The 25,339-nt window shown below is 41.0% G+C and carries 28 protein-coding genes and 1 tRNA gene; 13 read left to right on the forward strand and 16 right to left on the reverse strand.

The features are described 5' to 3' along the window. Nucleotides 1-4: 4 nt before the first annotated feature. On the reverse strand, nucleotides 5-223 hold the full coding sequence (locus OXIME_RS05650; RefSeq protein ID WP_393970875.1) for a hypothetical protein: 219 nt from the start codon (nucleotides 221-223) through the stop codon (nucleotides 5-7). A 239-nt stretch (nucleotides 224-462) separates the two neighbouring features. Between OXIME_RS05650 and OXIME_RS05655 the strand changes: the two genes are divergently transcribed. Beyond that, a complete protein-coding gene (locus OXIME_RS05655) occupies nucleotides 463-2,544 on the forward strand; it encodes a thioredoxin domain-containing protein (RefSeq protein WP_393970876.1) in 2,082 nt (693 codons plus the stop codon). An 86-nt stretch (nucleotides 2,545-2,630) separates the two neighbouring features. Here the strand turns inward: OXIME_RS05655 and OXIME_RS05660 are convergent, their stop codons facing one another. The 5 genes from OXIME_RS05660 to OXIME_RS05680 all read right to left on the reverse strand — a co-directional run bounded on the left by OXIME_RS05660 (nucleotide 2,631) and on the right by OXIME_RS05680 (nucleotide 6,702). Beyond that, a complete protein-coding gene (locus tag OXIME_RS05660; protein ID WP_393970877.1) occupies nucleotides 2,631-3,122 on the reverse strand; it encodes an archaellin/type IV pilin N-terminal domain-containing protein in 492 nt (163 codons plus the stop codon). A gap of 211 nt (nucleotides 3,123-3,333) precedes the next feature. Next, complete coding sequence (locus OXIME_RS05665) at nucleotides 3,334-3,861, reverse strand: hypothetical protein (protein ID WP_393970878.1); 528 nt, start codon at nucleotides 3,859-3,861, stop codon at nucleotides 3,334-3,336. 39 nt (nucleotides 3,862-3,900) lie between these two features. After that, nucleotides 3,901-4,713, reverse strand: a complete 813-nt coding sequence (locus OXIME_RS05670) for a hypothetical protein (protein ID WP_393970879.1) — start codon at nucleotides 4,711-4,713, stop codon at nucleotides 3,901-3,903. A 13-nt stretch (nucleotides 4,714-4,726) separates the two neighbouring features. Further along, nucleotides 4,727-5,857 (reverse strand): amidohydrolase family protein, encoded by a 1,131-nt coding sequence (locus tag OXIME_RS05675; protein ID WP_393970880.1) that lies wholly within the window; start codon nucleotides 5,855-5,857, stop codon nucleotides 4,727-4,729. Nucleotides 5,858-5,886: 29 nt separating this feature from the next. Further along, nucleotides 5,887-6,702 (reverse strand): aldose 1-epimerase, encoded by an 816-nt coding sequence (locus OXIME_RS05680; RefSeq protein ID WP_393970881.1) that lies wholly within the window; start codon nucleotides 6,700-6,702, stop codon nucleotides 5,887-5,889. A gap of 64 nt (nucleotides 6,703-6,766) precedes the next feature. Between OXIME_RS05680 and OXIME_RS05685 the strand changes: the two genes are divergently transcribed. Both OXIME_RS05685 and hemL read left to right on the forward strand, forming a co-directional pair. Then, nucleotides 6,767-7,534: a metallophosphoesterase gene (locus OXIME_RS05685; protein ID WP_393970882.1), complete on the forward strand. Its 768-nt coding sequence runs from the start codon at nucleotides 6,767-6,769 to the stop codon at nucleotides 7,532-7,534. Between the two features lie 33 nt (nucleotides 7,535-7,567). Further along, a complete protein-coding gene (hemL, locus tag OXIME_RS05690) occupies nucleotides 7,568-8,836 on the forward strand; it encodes a glutamate-1-semialdehyde 2,1-aminomutase (protein ID WP_393970883.1) in 1,269 nt (422 codons plus the stop codon). Here the strand turns inward: hemL and hemA are convergent, their stop codons facing one another. From hemA to OXIME_RS05720, 6 genes are all read right to left on the reverse strand, one after another. Next, nucleotides 8,837-10,057: a glutamyl-tRNA reductase gene (gene hemA / locus OXIME_RS05695; protein WP_393970884.1), complete on the reverse strand. Its 1,221-nt coding sequence runs from the start codon at nucleotides 10,055-10,057 to the stop codon at nucleotides 8,837-8,839. Between the two features lie 76 nt (nucleotides 10,058-10,133). Continuing rightward, the gene (locus tag OXIME_RS05700; protein ID WP_393970885.1) at nucleotides 10,134-10,361 is read right to left on the reverse strand and encodes a hypothetical protein; all 228 of its coding nucleotides are present in this window, start codon (nucleotides 10,359-10,361) and stop codon (nucleotides 10,134-10,136) included. A gap of 88 nt (nucleotides 10,362-10,449) precedes the next feature. After that, nucleotides 10,450-12,447 (reverse strand): xanthine dehydrogenase family protein molybdopterin-binding subunit, encoded by a 1,998-nt coding sequence (locus tag OXIME_RS05705; RefSeq protein WP_393970886.1) that lies wholly within the window; start codon nucleotides 12,445-12,447, stop codon nucleotides 10,450-10,452. A 9-nt stretch (nucleotides 12,448-12,456) separates the two neighbouring features. Beyond that, entirely contained in the window at nucleotides 12,457-12,972 is a 516-nt protein-coding gene (locus OXIME_RS05710; RefSeq protein WP_393970887.1) for a (2Fe-2S)-binding protein, read from the reverse strand. Between the two features lie 10 nt (nucleotides 12,973-12,982). Next, nucleotides 12,983-13,846 (reverse strand): FAD binding domain-containing protein, encoded by an 864-nt coding sequence (locus tag OXIME_RS05715; protein WP_393970888.1) that lies wholly within the window; start codon nucleotides 13,844-13,846, stop codon nucleotides 12,983-12,985. Nucleotides 13,847-13,897: 51 nt separating this feature from the next. After that, nucleotides 13,898-14,707: an XdhC family protein gene (locus OXIME_RS05720; protein ID WP_393970889.1), complete on the reverse strand. Its 810-nt coding sequence runs from the start codon at nucleotides 14,705-14,707 to the stop codon at nucleotides 13,898-13,900. A 186-nt stretch (nucleotides 14,708-14,893) separates the two neighbouring features. On the opposite strand from OXIME_RS05720, the gene OXIME_RS05725 reads away from it, so the two are divergent. Further along, nucleotides 14,894-15,643 carry a DNA polymerase sliding clamp gene (locus OXIME_RS05725; protein WP_393970890.1) on the forward strand — a complete coding sequence of 250 codons (750 nt, stop codon included), beginning with the start codon at nucleotides 14,894-14,896 and terminating at the stop codon, nucleotides 15,641-15,643. Between the two features lie 178 nt (nucleotides 15,644-15,821). On the opposite strand, the gene OXIME_RS05730 is transcribed toward OXIME_RS05725, so the two are convergent. Then, nucleotides 15,822-15,896 (reverse strand) — tRNA-Arg (locus tag OXIME_RS05730). A gap of 144 nt (nucleotides 15,897-16,040) precedes the next feature. Here OXIME_RS05730 and OXIME_RS05735 point away from each other — a divergent pair. Beyond that, a complete protein-coding gene (locus OXIME_RS05735; protein WP_393970891.1) occupies nucleotides 16,041-16,517 on the forward strand; it encodes a 6-pyruvoyl tetrahydropterin synthase family protein in 477 nt (158 codons plus the stop codon). Then, a complete protein-coding gene (gene queC, locus OXIME_RS05740) occupies nucleotides 16,507-17,223 on the forward strand; it encodes a 7-cyano-7-deazaguanine synthase QueC (protein ID WP_393972257.1) in 717 nt (238 codons plus the stop codon). The genes OXIME_RS05735 and queC overlap by 11 nt, the downstream gene beginning before the upstream one ends. On the opposite strand, the gene mdh is transcribed toward queC, so the two are convergent. Then, nucleotides 17,212-18,183, reverse strand: coding sequence for a malate dehydrogenase (gene mdh, locus OXIME_RS05745; RefSeq protein ID WP_393970892.1), 972 nt, complete (start codon nucleotides 18,181-18,183; stop codon nucleotides 17,212-17,214). The two genes, queC and mdh, sit on opposite strands and share 12 nt — an antisense overlap. Nucleotides 18,184-18,418: 235 nt before the next feature. Here mdh and OXIME_RS05750 point away from each other — a divergent pair, with 235 nt between their 5' ends. Continuing rightward, nucleotides 18,419-19,291 carry a DUF835 domain-containing protein gene (locus tag OXIME_RS05750; protein WP_393970893.1) on the forward strand — a complete coding sequence of 291 codons (873 nt, stop codon included), beginning with the start codon at nucleotides 18,419-18,421 and terminating at the stop codon, nucleotides 19,289-19,291. A 6-nt stretch (nucleotides 19,292-19,297) separates the two neighbouring features. Beyond that, a complete protein-coding gene (gene gvpD / locus OXIME_RS05755; protein WP_393970894.1) occupies nucleotides 19,298-20,737 on the forward strand; it encodes a gas vesicle protein GvpD P-loop domain-containing protein in 1,440 nt (479 codons plus the stop codon). Between the two features lie 8 nt (nucleotides 20,738-20,745). Here the strand turns inward: gvpD and OXIME_RS05760 are convergent, their stop codons facing one another. Further along, nucleotides 20,746-21,123 carry a hypothetical protein gene (locus tag OXIME_RS05760; protein WP_393970895.1) on the reverse strand — a complete coding sequence of 126 codons (378 nt, stop codon included), beginning with the start codon at nucleotides 21,121-21,123 and terminating at the stop codon, nucleotides 20,746-20,748. 56 nt (nucleotides 21,124-21,179) lie between these two features. On the opposite strand from OXIME_RS05760, the gene hemB reads away from it, so the two are divergent. The 5 genes from hemB (at nucleotide 21,180) to OXIME_RS05785 (ending at nucleotide 24,529) form a co-directional block, all read left to right on the forward strand. Next, nucleotides 21,180-22,145, forward strand: coding sequence for a porphobilinogen synthase (gene hemB / locus OXIME_RS05765; protein WP_393970896.1), 966 nt, complete (start codon nucleotides 21,180-21,182; stop codon nucleotides 22,143-22,145). A 197-nt stretch (nucleotides 22,146-22,342) separates the two neighbouring features. Continuing rightward, entirely contained in the window at nucleotides 22,343-22,957 is a 615-nt protein-coding gene (locus tag OXIME_RS05770; protein WP_393970897.1) for a peroxiredoxin, read from the forward strand. A 25-nt stretch (nucleotides 22,958-22,982) separates the two neighbouring features. Then, nucleotides 22,983-23,306, forward strand: coding sequence for a TA0956 family protein (locus tag OXIME_RS05775; protein WP_393970898.1), 324 nt, complete (start codon nucleotides 22,983-22,985; stop codon nucleotides 23,304-23,306). 93 nt (nucleotides 23,307-23,399) lie between these two features. Continuing rightward, complete coding sequence (locus tag OXIME_RS05780) at nucleotides 23,400-23,699, forward strand: twin-arginine translocase TatA/TatE family subunit (RefSeq protein WP_393970899.1); 300 nt, start codon at nucleotides 23,400-23,402, stop codon at nucleotides 23,697-23,699. Continuing rightward, a complete protein-coding gene (locus OXIME_RS05785; RefSeq protein WP_393970900.1) occupies nucleotides 23,696-24,529 on the forward strand; it encodes a twin-arginine translocase subunit TatC in 834 nt (277 codons plus the stop codon). The genes OXIME_RS05780 and OXIME_RS05785 overlap by 4 nt, the downstream gene beginning before the upstream one ends. A gap of 61 nt (nucleotides 24,530-24,590) precedes the next feature. Here OXIME_RS05785 and OXIME_RS05790 read toward each other — a convergent pair whose 3' ends face one another. Next, nucleotides 24,591-25,334, reverse strand: coding sequence for an enoyl-CoA hydratase/isomerase family protein (locus tag OXIME_RS05790; protein WP_393970901.1), 744 nt, complete (start codon nucleotides 25,332-25,334; stop codon nucleotides 24,591-24,593). Nucleotides 25,335-25,339: the final 5 nt, after the last annotated feature.

The raw sequence follows: 25,339 nt of genomic DNA on the forward strand, positions 1-25,339 counted from the left end.
TACATCATGCATATGAAATATATTTTTTGATTGTTTTTAAAAGCATTTTTACTTCTTTGACGGAAGGGAAAACCGCATACTGAAAGGGAATTGCAGCCTGAATAAGAATTGTTATAAGGAATTTTGCCCCTGTGTGATATTCCAATAATATTGTCAAACCTGTCTTTTTAACGGCATATTTACCCGTTGTAGGAGACCTTATCGTTTTGTATTTCAGACCCATATGGTTTCAGAAAACATCAGCATGAACATTCACTATTCCAAGTTCAGAAGATCTGATTTCCAGATTCCATGGAATTAATGGGAGATTGATGGTTATTGCAACAGTTGATAACATGAAATATTCATATAGTATAGGAATTAACAAATCCAATCCTGAATCCCCTTCCCAACGAAACCATGTGACTATATCCTTCTGATGACAATGGCAGAAATTATATAATGCCTGTTACATTGGTGAAGATGGAAATGTATTCTAATAAACTCATTAATGAAAAGAGCCCGTATCTTCTCCAGCATGCACACAACCCTGTAAACTGGTATCCATGGGGAGAAGAAGCGTTTGAAGCTGCATCAAAAGAGAACAAACTCATTTTCCTCAGTATAGGGTATTCAACATGCCACTGGTGCCATGTTATGGAAAGAGAAAGTTTTACAGACAAGGAAGTTGCTGATGCAATGAATGAAACTTTTATTTCAATAAAGGTTGACAGGGAAGAAAGACCAGATATTGACAATATATACATGACAGTATGCCAGATGACTGTTGGCGGAGGGGGATGGCCTCTCAACGTAATATTAACCCCTGACAGGAGGCCGGTATTTGCCCTTACATACATGCCAAAGGAGAGCAGAAGGGGTATGATGGGAATACTGGAACTTTGCAGCAACCTGAAAGAACTCTGGTTAAATGATCGTGAAGGTGTGGAAAAAAGAGCCAATGAGATAATGGTGAATCTTGAGAGAAATGCCAGAACGCACAGATCTGGTCAGATTGGAAATGATGTATTCCAGAATGCATTCCAGGGATTCCTTGATTCGTTTGATGATGCTAACGGCGGCTTCGGGACCTCCCCGAAATTTCCCACCCCACACAATCTCATCTATCTGACCAGATATTACAGGAGAACAGGAGAAGAGAGATCGCTTCAGATGGTAACAAAGACGCTTAAAAAGATGAGAAATGGTGGCATCTTTGACCAGATCGGTTTTGGGTTTCACCGCTACTCCACCGACGCTGCCTGGGTTGTGCCTCATTTTGAAAAGATGATCTATGACCAGGCACTTCTCATGATAGCATATGTTGAGGCATATCAGGCAACCCGCAAGGATTTTTACAGAAAGGTCGCTTGGGAAATTTTTGACTTTGTAAGGAGGGAACTTACAGATCCAGAGGGTGGATTCTACTCGGCACTGGATGCAGACAGCGAAGGAATGGAGGGAAAATTTTATACCTGGACTGCAGCAGAGATAAGATCAGTTCTTGGCCAGGACTCATATGAGATTTTCAGTGATTATTATAACGTGATAGAAACAGGAAATTTCATAGAGGAATCAACAGGGCGAAGAACAGGTAGAAACCTCCTGACAGTCAACTATGACATGAAACAATTTGCCAAGGATCGAAACATTAGGGAGAAAGATCTTGAGGAAATACTGGAAGATTCCAGAAGGAAATTACTTGCCTTCAGGGGAAGAAGAATAAGGCCACATCTGGACGATAAGGTACTGGCAGATATGAACGGTCTTATGATTGCGGCTCTTTCCTATGCGGGGAGAACATTAAAAAACAAAGAGATGGTAGAAGCCGCAAAAAAATCCGCACAATTCATTCTTCACAACATGTTAAGCGAGAACGGAACTCTTTACCACAGGTACAGGGAGGGAAATGTGGCAATCGATGGATTTCTGGATGACTATTCCTTTATGATCTATGGGCTTTTGGAACTTTATGAAAGCACCTTTGACTCTGAATACGCTAAGAGGGCGCTTGAACTTCAGGATTCACTCTTAAGAAAGTTCAGTGATGAGGAAAATGGTGGTTTTTACATGTCAGCCTCAGACAGAAAGGATCTTGTCATAAGGACAAAGCAGGCACATGACGGGGCAATTCCTTCAGGCAATTCCATTGAGATGATGAATCTCGTTAAATTTTACCTTTTGAAATCGGAACCTGCATACGAAGATTTGGCGTACAGGACGATTAATGCTTTTGGGAAAGAGATTGAAAACAGTCCAACTAACTACTCCTTCAGCCTTATAGCAGCTGACATACTCATGAACAAAGCGTACAGCATTGTAGTTATTGGAAATAGAGAGGACGAAAAGACTATTAGAATGATAGATACAGTGATGGGATGTTATCTGCCGCAGGCAGTGGTAATACTCAAAACCCCCGGAGATAAAATTGTTTCAGAGGTTTTTGAAAACCTATCATCGATGAAACCGGTGAATAATGAGACCACAGCATATGTATGCACTGAAAAAATGTGCCTTCCTCCATTTACTGATCCTGTTAAGATGGGTGAAGCCTTAAAAGACTGATTGAATTTGAATTAGATTGTTGGAAACTTCAACCAGGCATTACTGGTATTAAAAAAATGATGTGTAACCTGATCTGAATTCCTTCATCAGGTTACAGTCTTTGATGCAATGAGTCCATTGGTGTTGGTGTCTATGAACCTGATCTGCGATATGAAAGGTTGCGGACCAGTATTTTGCGTGGAATTAAGGACGATGCCTGTTGTGGCTCCAAAATAACTCTCTCCACTCACTTTCATAAAAAGATCATAGCTTATATTTTTCTCAATATTCAGATCCTTCACAGAAAGAGTAATTGGAGGGATTATAGTATTGTTGCTCAGTGTGATCTCCATCTGAACATCATTCAGTGATATATTTCCGCCAAACTGTTGCACATATATTAGATAGTATGCATCATTTGTGGCTGAGGCATTCTGAACCTGAATTGATGCTGTGGGAGTTGAAGCTCCGATCAGAGTCGTGTATCCACCCACAATTGTGTAAAGGGTGGCTGCGAGCACCACTGTTATGGCCACCAACAGTATAGTAGCAATTATGGGCGATACTGCCTTATCTTTTTCCTGAAATACTCTCTTCATAACACATCACATTTAATTTTATTAGGGGATATATGCATACCTTTCTGATGTACTAAAATTTTTGTTTGTAGAATCCCCTAATTTTGTGATCTCCACGAATTTCATCTTTTATCAAAACTTGGTATTACAAATGATAAGCCAACGTCTGTATAAAGATATGTATGCGAAAAATTCCAAACTTTGATTAATAAAACTTTTCACTGTGGACACGTCAATTTCTTTCGCTTCCCCTTTTTGAGAGTTTTTTGATATAGATACGATAAGAATTCATTATACGAATGGCTTCTCCCAGGATGAGTCCGGCCGATCCAGCAATGATAATGTTAAGGGCAAACCCCACACTTATTGGAAGCCTGGGATTGTATAGGTATATGTAAATCTCTCCCAGGAATGACAGAGTCCAGATCAGTGTGAATGGTAGTGAACTCCTGTATTTCAGGACGTTATTTTTCACATAGAAGCGATCCTTTTTCCCATAAGCTATACCGGCGATCAGCCCCAGCACTCCAAACACAATTATGAGTTCTTTCTGCAATGTAGACACTTGGATATAAGTATAGACTGATAGAAGGGCATATATGACAGGTACCAGAAGAACTTTACCAATTGAATATTTCCTTCCCAGGAATAGCCTGGAAAGTCTCAGAAGAAGGAGAAACACTGTAAGTGATGCCAGGAAATAGAACTGGTATTTTGCGGGAATATAGTTTTCAAAAGGGAAGCTGAATATGCCAATCAATGTATTGAGATAACTAATTCTATATTTAAGTTATCATTTTCATTTCTTTTGCCCTATGAATCCATTTTCCGTGATATATGCCCATATGTATCTTGCAGGTGTTATATCGAAATAGATGTTCCTGGCCTGAAATCCCAGGTTTGTTATCTCAAGTGAACTGTGTTCCATAAATTTTGGATATGTGTACATGGTGTATGCCCTCTCAAACTTCAGATCAAAACCTAGGGAATAGAATTTCTTGCCGAAATGATTCATTGACATTGCAAGGGGAAATGTTCCGATTTTGTGTATAAGGCTGTAGTCTCCAAGAATTGAATCTGAACTTACAAGGCAGAAGTCGGTTTCCTGTGATGCATAAAATGTAGATGCGTCAACATAAATTGTACATGGTATTCCTGCACTTTTGAGATATTTGGCCAGTTCTATTGCTTCAAGATTGGGCCTGCTCTCGAGCAGGGACACCATCCTGATATTTTTTGAATTTCTATCCATTATCTCCTTTATCATTGAGCTGTTGCTGATTGTGACAAATGATACTTTTTCCTGAAAAAGAGGGTCGCTGTTCTCAACTGCTTTGTTTGATGATGTTTCTATTTCTGAAAAGAGGTTGTGAGACATTTCAGCAGTATCCTGATTTTTTCTTAACGATGTCTGAAGGATGGAGCACACGTTCCTCACAAGACCCATTCCTGAGAATGTTGTCCTTGCGTGTTCCAGTTCAGTGATTATACTGCCTGCATCTTCTTTAGAAGTGCCGCCTTCCATAAATGCGCCCAGTATGCTGTAGGCTATTGTGACCGACCCATTAAGCCGGTCTTTTTGGATCTCCCTCAATTTTTCAGATATTTCCATGTGATTGACTGATTTATTCTGAATATACCTCTTCGCCCTCGCCAAATACCTTTGTGGGAAATGATTCCAGTGAAAATGGATCTCCATTCCATACAGTCAGCGATGCAAGTTTCCCTTTTTCAACTAATCCAAGATCTTCAAGGCCAAGTATTGAAGCAGTTTCGCTGGTGATCTTTGATATTGCCTGCTCCTTTGAAAGCCCGAACCTCAAAAGATGCCTGAGTGTGTAAAATATTGTTCTCTGGAGAATAACGGGATGGTCGGACATCATGCAGAATTTTGCACCTGATTCCAGCAGGTATTCAGCATTTCTCCAGGATTCATGCTTTAGCTCAACCTTGTATGGATGGCTGTCCATGGGACCGTAAACAATTGGTATGTCGTTCTGTGCAATCCTTCTGAACGCCTCTGTTGAATGTATATCCACGCCATGATTAAGGACAACCTTCAACCCGAACTCGTTCTTCAGCCCTATGAGCAGGTTTGCGTCATCCTCCTTGTGGGTGTGAACCATCAGTTTATATTTCCCTGAGAGGATATCCATGAATATATCAGTAAGGGGATCAACTTCGTCCAGGTCCTTCTTTCCCTTTTTTATCAGGTTTGAAGTTTTCTGTGCTCTGTACAGTGTTTCCCTGAGGAGTGCCATTGCCCCCATTCTCGTGGTTGGTCTGGTGCCCTTCCACTCTGTTGTGCTTCTTGGATTGTACCCCAGAGCCATTTTTATTCCTATATCCTTGACAAATGCATCCTGTATATTGCCCTTGAAATTTCTCAGGAGGCATGCCCTCCCACCAATGGTGTTGCCACTCCCGGGAAGAATCGTTGAGTAAAGTACTCCACTCTCCACTGATTCAGCAAATGCGGAATCGTCCATGTAAACGCTGTCTACAGCCCTCACCAGAGGATAAAGGTTTTCCATATGCTCATTTGACTCATCCTCTGATGACGGTTCTCCAGATCTTACCATGCCTATATGGCTGTGACCATCAATAAAACCTGGAGTTACAACCCCCTCTCCCACCATTTCGCCATCACGCGGTTTCTCATCTGTTACTTCAAGTATATTCCTTCTAAAAGAGACATAGCAGTTTCTTCTGACTGTCTTACCGTCGTAAAGGGTGGTGGCTTTTACATATTTCATTCATGTTAATTGCCAATAAGCCTTAAAACTTATTCTATAAGACTTATTGTGTATGAACAGAAGAATTTCCCTCCTGGTTCCATTGTTATCAACCCGATTCCATTATTGAATGAGTTGGGTGCACCCGTCATTGGCTCTATGGCAACGGATTTTCCCTCTGCGTATTCCCCGTTGTAAACCTGGAAATATGGCATGTTTTCCCTTTCAATCAGTATATTGTTCATGCCATTGTGCAGATTAAGTTCCCCTCCTCCAAGAAAACAGTTGTCAAATACTGTTCCTGATTTTGAAGTCACCTGGTGCATGCTGAAATCTGACATCTGTCCGGTTGGAAAATATCCGTCAACATACTCAAGTCTTTTAACAGGTTTATCTGCAGTTATATCCCATTCACCATGTGTCAGAAAGTAAGGATGTGCCCCTATCATGACTGGTGAGTCTCTCTCCCCTATATTCTCTATCTCAAACCTTGTTGTAAAAGAATCGTTGTTAATACTGTATTTTACAATGTTATGGACCCTTGAAGGATAGCCAGGATCAGATAGGGCATAACCAAGTTCAACAGAGTCCTCTTTCATTTTCAGTATATCCCATTTAACATGCCTGACAAGACCGTGGATACTGTGGTTTCCGCTGTTGGCCGGAAGCTGGTACTCCCTGCCTTCAAATCTATATACATGATCTCTTACCCTGTTTGCATATGGAATCAGGACAGCAGATCCGCCATGAGTATCTTTACCGTCATTTGATTCCTTCAGAATTTCAATTCCATCTATAAAGAGCTTACTTACATAGGCCCCCAACTGATGGATCTCCGCCAGTGAATCCCTGAATTTTATCTCCATTAGATCAAACGATGAACATACTCTATTTTATTTTTATGGTGAAAATCTGGAAAGCCTTAATTTCATGAAGAGCATTCAAAACAGGTTGCAGGATATACAGATTTCAAAAGATGTGTTCATTTCAGACCTTTACTGCGTCTACCTGAGAGATATCTCAGCAGTGGTGGTATCGGATCTGCATCTGGGTTTTGAAGAGGAGATGAATCTTCACGGCCTTTTTCTCCCCAGATTCCAGCTGAGCCATGTTGAGGGACTCATAGACAGAATTGTTGAAAGATACGAACCTGAGACTCTAATCATCAATGGAGATTTCAAGCAGGAATTCTCCCGGAATCTATCACAGGAATGGACTGATATAATACATTTTATAGACAGGTATTCCCACCACCTGAAACTCAGATTTGTGAGGGGGAACCATGATAATTTTCTCATGACAATACTGAACAAAAGAAACTTAGATCTTCCAGAGGTTATTGAAACAGACAGATATTACATCTACCATGGTGACAGGGACAGAAGTTTGAAAAAGATCACAATTCTTGGACATGAACATCCTTCTCTTGTACTCCGTGACCAGATAGGTGGTGTATTCAAAATCCCTGCATTCGTCTACAACAACGAATCCGGAGTGATAATAACCCCTGCAATGAGTTTCTTTTCCTCTGGAACTGATGTTGCACAGTCACTGTTGAGTGACGAACACTTTACACCTGCCCTGAGGAATACGGATCCTGACAGGTACAGAGTTTATGGCATTACTGATGAATTTGGACTTGTTGATTTTGGCTACATAGGAGATATCAGGACTGACCAGAAGAAGGGATTGAAATGAAAATAATTCAATATCCAGAAGGGATAGGGGGCCATGAATTCAAAAGAACTTTTCAGCCAATCTTCCAGACTCTTTCCTGGAGGAGTCAATTCTCCTGTAAGATATTATGATCCTTATCCGGTATTCATGAAAAAGGGAGAAGGATCCAGAATATATGATGTGGATGATAAGTCATATACTGACTTTTGCCTTGCTTTCGGACCCCTTATACTTGGACACAGCCACAGTGAAGTCATAAAGGCAGTCAGATCTGCTGTTGAAAACGCAACGTCCCTGGGTGCCCCTACGGAAAATGAGATCAAACTGGGGAATATTATCCAAACAGCAGTGCCATCTGTGGAAAAGATGAGGTTCACAAACAGCGGGACTGAAGCAACAATGCACGCATTGAGACTGGCCAGAGGATTCACAGGCAGGAACATTATACTCAAAATGGAAGGGGGGTTTCATGGATCACATGACTATGCCCTCATAAAGTCGGGTAGCGGCACACTGACTTTCGGTGTACCATCATCCAGAGGAATACCAGAAGAAGTATCCAGAACTGTGGTTGTGGGACAGTACAATAATCCGCAAAGCATCGAGGAAATTTTCAAAAAGTATGGAAAGGATATCGCAGCGGTGATCACTGAACCCATCATGGGAAATGCAGGAGTTATAAAACCTGAAAAAGACTTTCTTGGCTTTTTAAGAGATATAACCAGCAGAAATGATTCCCTTCTTATATTTGATGAAGTTATAACTGGATTCAGATTTGGATTCAGATGTTTTCAGGATATAGCTGGAGTAAAGCCTGATCTGACCACCATGGGCAAGATAATAGGGGGAGGGTTTCCAATTGGCCTTTTTGGTGGGAGAGATGACATAATGGATAAAATCTCACCTGTTGGGCCGGTTTATGAATCAGGCACATTCTCTGGCAATTATGTTACAATGGCCGCTGGAATTGCAGCTCTGAATCAGCTTAGGAAAATGGATTATTCCAGCCTTGAAGCAAAATCTTCTTTCTTTGAAAACACCCTTGCGGAAAATATGCCTGAGAAGGAAAAATTTGCCGTGAGCAGATTTGGATCCATGTTCCAGATATTCCTTGGCATTGATCATCCTGTAAGTTATGAGGAGGTTATTAAGGCTGATTCCGGGAAGTTTATGAGGATGTTTCATAAGTTGCTGGAAAGGGGGGTCTATCTGGCACCAGGCCAGTTTGAAACAAATTTTATAAGCTTCGCACACAGTAAGGAGGAACTTGAGACTTCAGCTCTCAAAATATCTGAGACCCTGAAAGAAACAGGTAAAGCCTGATCATGTATTCATAATATCATCAATCTCCCCGAACTCTTCTCCGTGAATTGCCGTTTTCAATTCGCTGAGAAACCTGTTCAGTTCTTTGGGATCAGATGTTTCGATCATCTTCCTGAACGCCGCAGTATACGGGGATAGAACCTTCTTGGAGAGCGAATTTGCCATAGCGTAAATTGCAGAATCAATATCAGTGCCCTTGCTTATCTCTCTCTTGAACTCTTCCACCTCCTCTTTCTGTTTGAGGCGGGAATAACGATACATATGAGCTATTAGATCGTCGTACTCAATCTCTTTAAATTTTTTCATGGTTTTTTCAATCTCCTCCTCCACCATGTTTCCTGCAGCCAGAATTTCTTTTTTCTTCATTGATCTGTTCATTTCCATTACGTTTTCAAGACTCCCAATGTTCATGACATGAATTCCCTCAATGCTTTCTGTCAAATTTTCAATATTGTCAGGTTTTGAGATATCGACAAAGAATTTATCCCTACCCGCCCATATCATATCTTCCCTTTTTATCAGTATTTCCGATGAGGTTGTGGCGGTGAGTATAATATCATTTTCCTTTATCTCTTCCTTCATATTCCGCAAAGATGCAAACTTACAATTGAGTATAGTGGCAGCTTCCATTGTCTTTTCTGGATTTCTTCCGCATACTGTAATTGAAGCGGGATTCTCTTTGCCTATATATTTTCCAAGGGAAATAGCCATCCTGCCTGTTCCTATTATAAGTACTTTTTTCCCCTCGATTCCAAATTTTGATTTGAGTTTTTCAATGGCAATGGAGGGTATTGATGTTTTACCCTTTGAGATAGAAGTCCTCTCTCTTACCCGCTTGCCTATGCTCAGAGACTTTCTGAATATAGCAGATAGTGGTTTGTTCACATGACCTCTTTCAAGTGCTGTTTCGTATGATTCCTTGATCTGCCTGAGAATGTCATTTTCACCTACTGACATTGACTCCAGTCCGCTTGCCACCCTGAAAAGATGCCTGACAGCATCTTCATCTCTCTTTATTACTGAATTTTGGAATCCGGAAGTATCTGTTAGATTCCAGTAGAAGTAAAGCTCCAGCCTGTTGCAGGTCACGAGAATTACGTATTTTTTAATTCCTCTTGATTTAAGGGCCTCCTCCCAGTAACTGTATCCCAATGATATATTACTGTCAAGAACACCGGGGGTATCCCTATAGTTCCATGAGACTACGGTAAATTGTGCCATTTAAGCCACTCTTTCATAACATTTCATGATGTTAATCTCATATATTCCGTTTTGCTTTTATTTGGGTAAATCATTATCACCAGAAATCCCCACCAAGATCCCGTGCCATCTTGATGAGAATTCTCGCGGCAACATACAGGAAGAGTGCCCCAACTATAAAAAGGACAATAGAAACTAAAAAATCCCCTCTTACCCCTAGGCCTAAAGAACCAGTTGAAAAGAGCTCAACGCCCACCACAAGGAAAGCTAGCCCTATGACAAGCCGTATTATTTTGTTTACAGCAGCATCACTTATTATTGGCATTATTGAAAGATTGCTTTTTCATATATAAATAAACTTGACAAAAAAATATAGATAAGAAAGCCCATTTTCAATATACAGAATCCATGATTCAGATCAGTTTAATTGGAGTCTCCCTTATTCTTTTTTTGGCATATACTTCAACTGCCCTTGCAATTGCTGCTGGGGTTCCGATGGTGGGTGCCTCGCCTAGCCCTTTGGCGCCACTTGGGAGATCTGAAGGCGTTTCATCGAATTTCACAGTGTATTTTGTTGTGATTTCTGATGTAAGTAGACCTGCCTCCGAGATTGAGCTGGTCATAAGCTGACCCTCATCATCGAATTCTATATTTTCACTTAGGGACTGACCTATGCCCTGCAAATTTCCGCCAACTATCTGGCCCCTGACCATTGGCCTGTTCAGGATTCTTCCTACATCGTAGTAGGATCTGTCTTCCAAGACCTTGATTCTTCCATATGAGTCCAAGGATACCCTAGCAAGGTTTGATCCAAAACTGTTGTATGAATCTTTGTAGCTAAAGAATTCATATACATCAAATTCACCCGACAGTAAATTCAATACTGAGTAAGATCCGAATTTCCGTGTTACCTGGTCTCTGATTTTTCTTGCTGCCACTGTTACTGCAGAACCACCCATCATAGCTGATCTGCTTCCCCATGATCCGACACCTGTTTCCATTGCGTCAGTATCACCGAGTTCAAGATCGACCAGGTCCTCCTTAACACCAAGTTCCTCGTTTATGATCTTCTTGACAAAGGCCTCATGTCCCTGGCCATGTACGTTTCCACCCAGCCACACCTTAATTTTCCCGCTTTCCGATCTTATTCTTGCACTTTCGCCTGGCTGTGAAGCCGGCACAAGGACAAACATTGCAACTCCTGTATCCTTTGTGGCTTCAAATGGAACGTATCCTAATTCTTTCCTTGCTTTTATCATGAATGGCTTAGAAGCACCTATTTTCAAACCTGTAGGTGACACAAATGGGCGTTCTGTTGCGTTAATAAGCCTCAGTTCAAATGGGTCCATTTTCAGTTCGTCTGCCAGCATATCCATCATCCTTTCAGTAAAAAATGCAGCCTCTGGTCTCCCCGCACCGCGGTACGGACCCTGGGGGACTTTATTTGTAAACACGGAAAGCGATCTGAAATATGCGTTTTCTATGTGGTACTGCCCAGTTATCTGATAAGCTATGAACCTGGAGGAGAATTCACCTGTTCCTCCTGCGTATGCTCCCGAATCAACAAGTATTTCACCCCTCAGCCCGGTCACTCTACCGGTTCTGTCTGCAAACAGTTTCATTTTCGCTATAGCCCCTCTTCCGGGATGGCTGGCCATCAAATGTTCACGCCTGGTCTCTATCCATTTGACAGGGCGCTTCTCTTTCATTGCAATATAAGATGCCATTACGTATTCCGGGTAGAGACCGCCTTTTGAACCGAATGCGCCTCCTGTGTCGGCCTGAATAATATGTACATTTTCCGGCGAAATATCCATGGCTGCACATATTCCTTCCTTTATGCTGAACACAGACTGCGTGCCTATCCAGATTGTGAGCCTTTTTCCATCATAATTCGCAATCAAGCCTCTGGGTTCTATGGGATTTGTCACGATTCGGTTGTTCCTGAATGAATCCTCAAGAACAATGGGCGAATCGTTCTTGAAATCCTTTCCCACCCATTTTTCTGAAATTATATTGTTCTTGAATCCGCTGTGTATGGGTTCTGAGGTCAGTGCTTTCTCCGGGTCAATGACGGGTTTGAGGGGATCATAATCAACCTCAACGGAACTTATCAGATCCTCAGATTTGTAGGGATCATCAGAGTACACGGCAGCAATTGGTTCCCCAAGATAATTTACAAAATCTGATGCAAAAACCATATGCTGGGCTCTTTCAAACCCTGACATTGCACCTTCGCCCACTGCCGCCAGAGGACGGTTGAATGTTTTGGCATTGATACCACCTTTGACGCTTAGAAGGCGTGCCCTTGCATAGTCGCTTCTAACCACTGACATGTATAGCATATCTGGAAATTTTATATCGTCAATGAACTGCCCCATCCCTCTAACGAACTTTTCTTCACTCTTCATATATACCACTTAAGCCTCTATGGGTTCTTCTTTGACAAGATCCTTATTCTGTTCTGCACTTATGGCCCTTGCAGCCTCTTTCACCGCTTTTACTATATTTTCATAGCCTGTGCACCTGCAGAGGTTTCCTGACAGAGCTTCTCTGATCTCTTTTTCAGTGGGATTGCGGTTTTTCTGCAGTAGCCAGAAGCTGGTCATCAGCATACCAGAAGTACAGTAGCCGCACTGCAGCCCGTGTTTATCGACAAAAGCCTCCTGTACAGGGTGCAGTTTGCCGTTCCTGGCCAGACCTTCTACTGTTGTTATGCGCCTGTTATCAGCCTGCACAGCCAGAACAGTACATGACTTTACTGCCTTTCCGTCAAGCACCACCGTGCATGCACCACAGTTTGAAGTGTCACACCCCACATGTGTTCCTGTAAGCCCTGCTACATCCCTTATGAAATGCACCAGGAGCATTCTTGGTTCCACCTTAGAACTGTATTCCTTGCCATTTATTGTTATTTTAACATCCTTTTTTGCCATATAATTCACCTCAAAGTTTTCTTAAACTTTTCCTTGTTCCCTCTATGAACATTCTTCTGACCAGTTCTCTCTTCTGATCAACTGTGCCATTCCGGTCTGCAACTGGATTGATTTCTTTCACTGCTGTTTCTGCAGCCTTTTTCATTGCCGTTGGAGTTATCTTTGATCCAACCATTACCTCTGAAGCTTTCCTAAGGAAGATTGAGGTTGGACCAACGGAAGCAAGGGCTGCACCAAATCTCTCACATATTCCGTCTTTATTCACCTTTAACTGAATTGCAATAGCTGCGATTGAAAAGTCACCGGCAGGTTTCTTGAATTTTATATATGTTCCTGAACTATGTGTTCCCCAGAAAGGAAACTGGACTTCTGTTATAATCTCATTGTCTTTGATTGAAGTTGTGTAAGAATCCAGATACAGTTCCCTGGCACTTATATGTCTCTGTCCCCCAGGTCCTGTGACGGTTACAGAACCGTCCAGGGCCATTAACACAGCCGGAAGGTCGTTTCCTGGATCACCGTGTGCAATGTTTCCACCCACTGTGCCCATATTTCTTATAAGAGGATCTGCGATGCTTGCTGTCGCCTCCTTGATAATTTCGAAATTCTTTCCAAAATTATTGTAATTTTCAAGAGCGCTCACCTTTGTGGTAGAACCAACAAGAAGGGCTTTGTCGTTCCTTGTGATATACGTAAGTGATTCTATGTTTGCTATATCCACAAGATATGGTATGGAAGTTACTCTTGATTTAAGAAGGGGAAGTAAACTCTGCCCCCCCGCCAGCACCTTTGCTTCACCGTTGTACTTCTTCAGAAGGCCGATAGCTTCATCCAGAGTGCCCGGTGCAAAATAATCGAATTCAGTGGGTCTCATGAAACCAATTAGTTATAAATTGTATTTAAAAATTCCTGAAAATGTAAAATTTTAAAGGGTTTTCCTCTTTTCTTTTATGATCTCCGAGATTATGCTTAATGCAATTTCAGAAGGGGTTACCGCCCCAATATCCATGCCTATTGGAGAGTGAACTGACTTCAGAAAAGATTCAGATATACCTTTTCCCTTCAGTATCTCAACATCATTCTTGAAACGCTTCCTGCTAGCCATAATTCCAACGTAAGAAGGCTTATGTTTTGAAACGGCTTCAAGAGCCGGTATATCAGTATCTCCCTTTGTCAGGATTACAACGAAGTCGGTTGGCAGGATTTCAAGGTTGTCCAGTTTGAAACCCAGATCTGAAATAAGTTCATCCGGGTCCTGGTCGAGGTTTGGCAGAGGATCAACTACCAGAGTTTTAAATCCCACCAGTTTGCCGAATTTCAGTAGCTGGTTTTCCACTTCATCTCTGCCTCCCTGCCCTATGATCACAAGCCTTTCAGTTGGAAAATATGGTTCAAGATAGACCTCTATGGAACCCCCACAGAAAGTCTCTACATAGATATCATCATCACTTCTGTTTTTTATCAGAGCGGTGAGAGAATCTGTTGTCTTCTCCATATGAACCTTGAAAATCTTTGGTTTGCCAGTTTTAAGAACCTTTTCCGATTCTTCTACAATAACAGACTCAGGACATGAACCCCCTAGATTTCCGTGGATTATGTGATCACCCTGTACGAGAGCCTTAAAACCGGGTTTTGCAACGGATGACCCCTCTGTTTTTATGACAGTGGCTATGGTGAACTGTTTTCCATCCTCTTTTAACTTCATAATTGTTTCAGGAAATCCTTCGTCATACATGTCTGAAAATGCCAGTTCATTATTTATGCTTTATTATTTTATTTGTCAATCGATTATGTTTAACAGAATACCAACGAAAGAGAAAAAGATCAAATTTATGAACTCAATCTGAGAGTTAGAAAAGTTTTAATTATGGGCAAAGGGATTAACCAATAACCTAAAAAATTAATTTAAAGGGTTGATCAAATGGTAAGGTTAACTATATCAGTAAAAAATTTGAAAGAGATTACGGATCTTCTTAATACGGTGGTATCTGAGGCAAAATTCAAGTTGGACCAGAATGGCCTTTCGGTTAAGGCAGTGGACCCGGCACATGTTGCAATGATAAGTATCGATGTTCCAAAGAGTTCCTTTGCGGAATATGATGCCCCTGATGAAGAGGAGATAGCTATTGATGTTGAGAGGCTCAAATCAATCATAAGACTTGCAGGGTCAAACGATAACGTTACGGTCACCAAAGAGAAGGAGAAACTCAGATTCGAGATTGGAACTATCGTAAAGAGCATATCTCTTCTGGATAACAATTCAGTCAATACCCCCAGAGTTCCACAGATAAATTCTGAATCCTACGTCCTGGTAGAAAAGAATGAGCTTGAAAAGGGACTTAAGGCTGCAGAGGACGTATCAGATGCCATAAGGCTGACAATGAGCACAGACGATTTTCGTGCTAAATCATCGTCAGATTCTGAAGAGTCTGAGATGATATTACATAAGGACATGCTGAAAGAGATAAGGTGCACAGGCACTATTAAAAGTTCATATCCCCTTGAATATCTTTTGAAATTCGTGAAATCTCTTTCCACATCAGAAGTACTGAAGCTTGGTTTCAAAGACGATTACCCGCTTACAATTGAATTTCAGTTTGGACAGAACCGGAATAAACCTGAGGAATCCATGAAGGGAAGCTTCTTGCTTGCTCCAAGGATGGAGCAATAATTTTTCTTGTAAACTATTTTAAATTATAATCGGTTAAGATTTATTTTTAGCCTATTTTTCATCTATTGAACAAGATCATTTAAATTTGCACTACCCAATATCCTAAATGCTGCGATTTTACAGTACTCTTTCCAACAGTATGCTATTGAGACACTCAGGCATTTTAATAATATTAAAGCGGGCGCGGGGGGATTTGGACCCCCGATCTATAGCTTAGGAGGCTATTGCCATATCCAGACTGGGCCACGCGCCCATTATCCCATTGCATTACAACTTAATGCAAAGCCATTCTGCATAATAAACTCATATTTTATTTTTGGTCTGGCTACTGGTCCGATTATGAAACTTCCAAACTACGAAAAGAATAGATATTAATCTAATCTAACAATTCAAGTTCATGGAGATACATATTAATGGAGGGGCGAACAACATAAGGTTCTCTGCCGCACATTTCATTCCAAATATTGAGAAATGCTCAAGGCTGCATGGTCATGATTATTCTGTGGATCTGACTCTTAATGGAGAAATGGTTGAAGGGGTTCTCATTGATTACGGAATTATTAAGAAAGAGATCAGAGATATAATAGACCCAATAGATCATAAAGTAATAGTTCCTGCGAGGGATCGTTACTCTGTGCACAAAGTGGAAAACGGCGTTTGCACTGTAAATTTCAGGCAAAAAGAATACCAATTTCCTGAGAGGGATGTGTTCTTCCTGGACTCTGACATGTCATCCAGCGAAAATCTTTCCCAGTATTTTTTCACCATGCTTTCTGAAAGAATTAGAAAACACAGAAACATTAAATTTTTAACAGTTGTTGTTTATGAGGGACCCGGCCAGGGGGCAAAAAGCGAGGGTGGCATTGACCAATAAAAGGTCAGTTGTCCTGATATCCGGAGGACTGGATTCTGCCACTGTACTGGCATATGCGCTTTCAGGAGGGTATGAAACCACTGCTGTAAGTTTTGATTATGGGCAGAGACACAGCATTGAACTTGAAAGCGGGGAAAGAATATGCCAACATTACGGAATTGAGAGAAAGGTGGTAAATTTGGACATGAAGCAGATAGGAGGCAGCAGCCTGACGTCCAACATGAAGGTAGAAACCAGGTCAATTGATGAAATATCGGAATCTATCCCGACAAGCTATGTTCCAGCCAGAAATACAATATTTCTCTCAGTTGCATCCGCTTTTGCTGAGGTGCTGGATGCAGACACAATCTTCATTGGTGCAAATGCTGTGGATTATTCCGGATACCCGGATTGCAGACCGAAGTTCTTTAACTCAATGGAGGATACAATAAACCTGGGAACAAAACGAGGACAGCATTCCCGTTTGAGAATTGCAGTTCCTCTCCAATATCTCACAAAGGGAGAGATAATTTCACTGGGGATGAGACTCAAAGTTCCTTACGATCTTACTCACTCCTGTTATAATGGGGAAGAAGAAGCATGTGGTGAATGCGATTCCTGCCTATTAAGACTGAAGGGTTTTATGGATTCCGGTTTCAGAGACCCCGTAAAATATAAAAAATATCCTGATTTTTATAAAAAATATATTGGTAAATCAGTTCTTTGAAAAGAACTGATCCACAAGTTTGCAACTGTTTTTAACTGATAACACAGTCTTTTCCCAAAGGGCAAGTTCATCTTTGTTGAAATCCATCTCATAGATTTCTTCAACCCCGTCTTTTCCAATCTTTATGGGTACACCTATGAATATACCAGATGCGTTGTAATGCTTGCCTTTGGAACCATCCAGATATGCTGCGCATGGAATAACTCTCTTCCTGTCCCTGATTATTGATTCAACCATGGCTGTAATTGAAATACCAGGAGCGTAGTAGGCACTGCCTGTCTTGAGATAATTGACAATCTCCCCACCGCCGAATCTTGTTCTTTTGATTATCTCATCGATCTTTTCCTTGCTCAAAAGGTTGGATATTGGTATTCCGGATACACTTGAGTATCTTACGAATGGAACCATATCATCTCCATGGCCACCTATTACGAAAGCGTTCACGTCTTCCACTGCGACTCCCAGTTCCTGTGCTATGAAGTACCTGAATCTTGAGCTGTCAAGGGATCCACCAAGGCCCATTATCATTTTAGGGTTTATTCCTGTGGCTTTTTGAAGAGCATATGCCATTATGTCAGCTGGATTTGATACCACTACTAGAACCGAATTCGGGCTGTATTTTTTTATATTTTTTCCAACGTCTGATATAATCTCTAAGTTTTTGTTCAGCAGATCGTCCCTGCTCATTCCTGGCTTTCTGGCAAGTCCTGCAGTAACTACTATAACGTCGGAATCTGCCATATTTTTGTAAGCTTCGGGATTTGTTGTTGTGAACCCTTTCACTTCCACTGAGGTTCTGAAGTGTGGCGTTCCTTCGGCTATATCCAAGGCCTTACCTTCAGGTACCCCGTCCACCACATCGAACAGGTAAATATCCCCAAGTTCCTTTGCTGCGAGAAACTGGGCTAATGTGGCTCCAACGTTGCCCGCACCTATTACAGATATTTTGTTTCTTCTCATATTACTTGATTGCATACCTAAACTTAAATCTGCTTCCGGCTTGTTATCAATCCTTAATGAAACATGCAGAAAGGTTTTCCCCGATCTATGGATACTCAATGGCTAAGGTTTGAAATAATGGGTAATCAAATTAGGTGCACAAACAATTAAATCTAACCTAGTATTTCTCATGTGTTCATGCTGGTTATTAACTGGCAAAGTTAAAATAATTAATCAGCGTTTTATTGTGGTTGAGATGATCCTGGTATATGATGAGGCAGGAAAACATGCAGAAATCTGTAATACCCTCATGATTCCAACAGGTGTAGAGTATAAAGTGGTGAGTAACTTCACAGAATCAATACTTGAAAAAGAGAAACCTACTTCTGTCATGATCTATGTTGACCAGGATATTAAAAAACCTGTTGAGAATCTTCTTTTAAGGGAAATGAGAGAATACCTGCTGATTCTTCTGATGGAAAGAGATATAGAGATAAATGAGAGAATAAGGTACAGCAGCGAAATTGTCTTCCTGGATATTCTGGACCTGAATGAATCCAGGAAAAGGCTGAGGAAAGCTCTTAGCTCTCATACTGTCCGAAAACTGAAAACCATTAACAATTTTACAATTTATCTAGCGAAAAATGGAATTTACCCAGGGACAGTCTTTTATACCAAACCTGAAAATACACAAGCGTTTATGTCACTGCTTTTATCGGTTAACATAAGCAAGAAAAATATTCTAATTGCGTCCAGGTTTAATTTCGCACTGGAGATGCCAGAAGTATTCAATGATGAGAATTTTGTGTGGGTTACTGATTCAATAGGTGCACAGAGAAACCGTCCTGTTAACCTATCCTTTATTTCAGACACAATATTGAAGAGGATGCTTGAAGGGAAAAGTAATGTGGTCTTTGTGGATATCTTTGATCTTCTTATAGTGTATCATGATTTCTTTGAGGTGGCAAGAGCCTTTGAGCAGATAAAAAGTGCTGCCATTGAAAAAAATTCCTACCTGATCCTTGTTTTTTCAGAGAATGCCATGGACAGTATCCAGTTCGGGCAGATCACAAGATTCTGCCAGGAATGGCAGCCTCAAACCATTGAAGATCTTGAATTTAGAGGTTAGATTGACATGGGAGATGAGAGCCTTTTTGGCAGGATTAATGAGTTTTTTTCTCAGAGCAGAGGAAGATCTCTTGTTGTAAAAGGAAAACCAGGAGCAGGAAAAACAACATTTGCACTGGAATTTTTGGAAAGTGTCAGAAAGAATTCCCCTGTCGCATACCTATCATCCAGGTCTTCTGATGCTTCCCTCTACGAGACATTCAAATGGCTTGAAAGCGTTTCAATAAAGGATAAAGACACCACCGCAGACGAACTTGTTAATGTTAATACAGAGTCCCTTTCGAAACTGGAGAGAATGATTGAAGAAGGGAAGATGGGCACCTCCATAGAAGGAAATCTTGTTCTTAACATACAGGATCTTCTCCCCGAGATCAAGTTAATTTATAATTTTGTTGATAAGAATTTCAATGGAAACCCTATTATAGTTGTAGATTCAATTGATGCCATAGCTGAAAAATATGAGATAAATGAGAATGTGCTTTTTTCATTGTTGAACACAGATCTAGTTGAAAAATCCGGCGCAAATATAATTGTGATCATTGAGGCCAAGGAGAAGCCAAAACTGGAATATTTCGCGGATGGCGTAATATCCATGGATTATTATCTTAAAAATGATTTTCTGGTCAGGACTGCAACAATCGAAAAGCTCAGAGGAATATCCATCTCATCCTCTCCAATTTTCTTATATTCCCTTTATGAGGGGAGGTTTATGCCGCTTGACAGGGGGCCAGTGATCTACCCCAACTCAAAGGTAAAGATGCCGAAAACGGAATATTCTGATCTGCTTCAGGTGCCACTTGGAAGTTCTGAGCTGACAAAGATCAATCCAACCGGGGAGGAAGGTGTCCCTCTTGGGTCCTTGATAATACTACATCGTGAGGATGAATCTACCGGAGTTAATGACATTGTTAACCTGATGAAAAACAATATGGTGAGAAATGCTATTTCCCAGAACAGAGGTGTAATGGATGTTACCTCTGGAAGTTATGAATCGTCCAGGGTGCTCACAGCCAGCATGGAGAACAAATACCTTAAGAATTACATAACTGCGGAGAAATCCAAAAAGATAAACTCTTTTATCATAAACCTCGAGGGTAAGAGCATAGCGGAAGATTTTCCAAATGAAGTCGTTGATTTCTTCCTTTCAAATTCATCCAGACCCAACCTGTATTTCTTTTCTACTGATTTCCTCATATTCACCTATGGAAATGAATTTTTTGGAGATCTTCTAAATCTGATCAATGGCCTGAGACCCACAGGTGCAATCTTAATAATTACAGATGATGATTATTATAAGAGAATAAGCCATTACGCCAGCCTCACAATACATTTCAGAGAGGCAAACGGATATGTTCTGGTAAACTCTTCAAACAGGAAACTTTATGCTGCAACAACAGAGTATGATGATGAGGGATGGCCCACCATGAAACTTTCAGAAATAGTGTGATGCCGAAGCTAATCAATTTCCTCTATGGTGACGATGCTAACATTTTTTATTGACCTGTAACCCTGTGTCTTCAATCCGATTAATGAAGTTAATTCCCATATGGCTATAAGAGAAGATGAAACAAGATACACCGATCCTGACTGTGCCTTGTCCATATCACTTGATTGTACCTTGCCAGAGGCAATAATTCTGTTGCTGTCTATCTCAAAATTCAAATTCTCGTAAATGACTCTAACATCGTTTATCCCATAAATCTCATGGAAATGAAAAACTGCTTTTTCTGAAAACTCTCTTGCCCTGTCAAAGATGTTAATGTCTTTATGTGCTTCCAGTCTGAGGAATTCAGATACTTCACTTTCCACAAGCATTTCGCCCCTCGAACTCACCTGATACTTCAACTCAAATCCCAATAAGCTTTAATTCACTAAACGATTAAGTATTTATGTTTCCCGCAACCAGAATGAGAAGAATAAGAACAACACCGCGAATGCGTGACCTTGTGGCAGAAACAAAAATTGACCCCTCAAAGCTGATAATGCCAGTTTTTGTTGACGAAAATCTGAAAAATGTGGCACCTATAAACTCAATGCCCGGGATTTACACTTATCCGCTGGAATCGGTTGGGAAATATCTGGAGAACCTGGAATCCAAGGGAATAAGTAACATTCTTCTCTTTGGAGTGCCAGCTCACAAAGATCCAATGGGAACCTCCTCCTACGACCCCAACGGTGCTGTACAGAAAACTATCAAACTTGCCAAGGAGAATACATCCCTGACAGTTATGACGGACCTTTGCCTCTGCGAGTACACTGATCATGGGCACTGTGGCATAGTGGAGAAATCCATTATCAATAATGATCTAACCCTTGAAGTTTATGACAAAATAGCAATAAGTTACGCTGAAAGTGGATCAGACGTTATTGCACCAAGTGGAATGATGGATGGACAGGTTGGATCCATCAGAAGGGCCCTTGACCAAGCTGGATTTGACCATACCTCAATTCTTGCTTACAGCGCAAAATACTCCTCAAACCTTTTTGGACCCTTCAGAGAAGCGGTTAAGTCTTCACCGGGATTTGGTGACAGAAAAACTTACCAGATGGACTGGCGCAATTCAAGGGAAGCAATGAGGGAGATAGAACTTGATATCAAAGAGGGAGCAGATATGATAATGGTGAAACCTGCCATATTTTATCTGGATATAATCGCCCAGGCCAGGAGAAGATATGACCTACCACTGGCGGCTTACAGTGTTAGCGGCGAGTACAGCATGATCAAGAAAGCCATACTTGAAGGCTACATGAATGAAAATATCATACTTGAAAGCTTGACTTCAGTGTTCAGGGCGGGTGCAGATATGATCATAACTTACTTTGCAGAATGGTTTATGGAGAACGTGGAGCAGTAACTGCCCCCATCAGTACTTATCTTATATTTTATTTCTGCAGATGATGTTTCAGAAGATTGTGCCAAGGAAAATTGGCAGGAAATAACTTTATACATAGAATCATAGATTTTTCATGTATCCTTTTCACCTAGAATAAATCACATAAATTAACAAAATGCTTATTAAATAATGCGGGATTTAGTAGTGGTGGTTAAAATATGGCAGTAACACTAGGACAAAAAGCACCTGATTTTACAGTGAATTCAACGCAGGGACCAATAACGCTATCCAACTACAAGGGTAAGTGGGTTCTCTTATTCTCACACCCCGCTGATTTCACTCCAGTATGCACAACTGAGTTTATGGCATTCAGTGAATCCTACGAAGATTTCAAGAAACTTGGAGTGGAACTTATAGGGCTGAGTGTTGACAGTATTTATTCTCATATTGCTTGGCTTAAGGACATCAAGGAAAAATTCGGAGTTGAGGTTCCATTCCCTGTTCTGGCAGATCTGGACAAGGAAGTTGCAACTGAATTCAACCTGCTTGATCCCAAAGTTGGAACGACTGTGAGGGGCGTTTTCATAATAGACCCAAATCAGGTTGTAAGGTGGATGATCTACTATCCAGCAGAGACTGGAAGAAATATAAAAGAAATTATGAGAGTGATAAAAGCACTGCAATTCAACTGGACAAACAAGCTTGCAACAGGAGCAAACTGGGAGCCAGGAGATTCAGGAATCGCATCAGCACCCGGAACCCTCAAAGACGCAATCGCAAGGGAGAAGGAGGCTGGAGCCGAAAGGTGGTACCTCAAAAGAGTAAAAGTATAAGTTGATTCAATTGGTAGATTGTGCCATGTACAATGTGGTTCTGGGTGATATTCATCCGTCCACAATTTGCGTCGAGATATCTAGGCTTCCGGATTCTTTAAGAGATCTCCTTGAGGTGCTGATCTCTGACTACCCGGCCGAAAGCATGGCCGAATTCATAGAAACTTATGCAAGAACAGACAAAGTTATGCCAGATGACAAGACGCTTGGATTTGTTGTGGTAAACAAAAACAAGAAGGCTGTAGCATTATCTTTCAGCAAAATTCCTGATGGCATCAGAGAGAATGTTCTTGAAATTTGCTCAAAGTACAGGGACAAGAATTTCCAAGTCGAAGTCGATATAGGTTAGTACCTCAGGGAAAATAGATAATTTATTTTTTTCGTATATAGGTTAAAAGACCAGATTATAAAGTTTAAATAGAGATTTTTGATTGGTGTAAGTATGATTGACGCACCCATTGAATGGGCAATTGTAATAGTGGTAATTTTGGTGCTCTTTGGAAGCACAAAGAAAATACCAGAATTTGCCAGGAATCTGGGTAGGGCAACAGGTGAATTTAAAAGAGGACAGGTTGAGCTGGAAAACGAACTCAGAAAATCAATGTCACCGGATGCTTCCTCTGTAAAACCATCTAATATAAACTACAGTGAGGCTGCAAAAAACCTGGGAATTGAAACCTCAGGAAAAAGCGAAGAACAGCTTAAGACAGAAATCAAGGAAAAACTAAGCAACAACCAATGAGCGACGAGGAGCTTTTACCACTGCTCATTAAGAACCTCGATGAACTACGTTATCGGGTTATAAGGATTTTTTATGTGTTTGGGATTGTTTTTATATTCCTTATGATCTTCAGGGTTCAGACACTGGACCTTTTCGGTTTTAAGTTTCCCTTCATTTACCCGGATGTTTACAGAAATACAGGGAGTCAGTTTCTGGCACTTGTGGAGAGTCATGTGCTGCCAAAAGGGACAGAAATTCTTGTTTTTCGTCCCACAGATGGAGTTGCAGCTGATCTATACCTTACAATGTTTATGGCTCTTGTAATTTCAATGCCCTATACAGTTTTACAGATCTCAAGATTTTTAAACCCGGCGCTTAAGAAGTCTGAGAAAGATATGGTTAAATCACTTGTCATACCAGCCTCAGCCCTTTTTGCGGCAGGATCATTTGTAGGCCTTTGGCTTATAGCCCCTGAACTTTTTATAATTTTCAACAGGTTTGACCTTGGCCTTGGGGCCGTCACCTCAATGGGATTGATGAACTTTGTCTCCTTCCTTTTCATATATGTTCTCACTTTTGGACTTGCCTTTGAACTCCCGGTGATAATGGTGGCGATAACAAGACTGGGTATTGTAAATTCTGATTACTGGAGGAAAAACTGGAGATATGCTGTTGTTGCTTCACTTGTGTTCGGCATGATTTTTTCGCCTGGAGTAACAGGATTTACCATGATTGTGATGTCGGTACCAATGATGATACTGTACTTTGGCGGGTATTATTTTGCCAGAAGAATTGAAAAGCACAGAATGGAACAGGCTGTGCAGGACAATAAGGATGCGTTTTCCAACTAAACTATTTGAATAACCGATTATACCTGTTTAGGAAGAAAGATCTGAATTCCATGATCCTTATTTATAATGAGTTGCGGAATGAGTAAAGTTCCTTCAATTTAATTTTTGATGTGTCGTATAGATCAAAAAACAGGCGATCTACAGTGGAAGATTTGTTTGATGTGCTTCTCATTGATTTGTAAAAAGTGAAAAGTTCAGGATTGATATCCTTAAGAAATTTTCTGGAATCCTTTAAAAAGCTGTCATCCGGGAGAACAGAACTTACAATACCAAGCGATTTCGCTTCAACAGCATTCATTATCTCCCCAGAAATTAATCTGCTGTAGGCCTGAGATGGTAAGCGATCCATTATTTCAGGTATAATCCCAGTGAATGAAGGAAGCCCGAACTTCAGATCCGGCATGCCGAACCTTGAATGATGGGATGCGATGACCATATCAGTAGACAGGGCAAATTCCAGTCCCATGCCAAGAGCAAGGCCGTCAACTACACTTATCACTGGCAGGTTCAGGGTCTGCAGCGCCTTTGATGTTGAGAAACCAAGTGAATATATATTTTTGAGAAAACCCCGATCATTTATCCTTACACATGATCCATTATATCCCACCGAGAAAGCTCTCCTGCCTTTTCCTGCCAGAGCAACCAGTCTGACGGTCTCGTCTCCCATAACATCAGTCAGAGCTGAAAGAAAATCCTGCAGAACCTCTATATCAATGGTATTTCCATCTGAATTTGAGATGGTTATCCATCCTATCTTATCTTCGTCTATTGTTAAGTCTACCTTGCCTCTTCCTGAAACGTCCATTTAAT

Source organism: Oxyplasma meridianum (assembly GCF_038024865.1).
Lineage (GTDB): Archaea > Thermoplasmatota > Thermoplasmata > Thermoplasmatales > Thermoplasmataceae > Oxyplasma > Oxyplasma meridianum.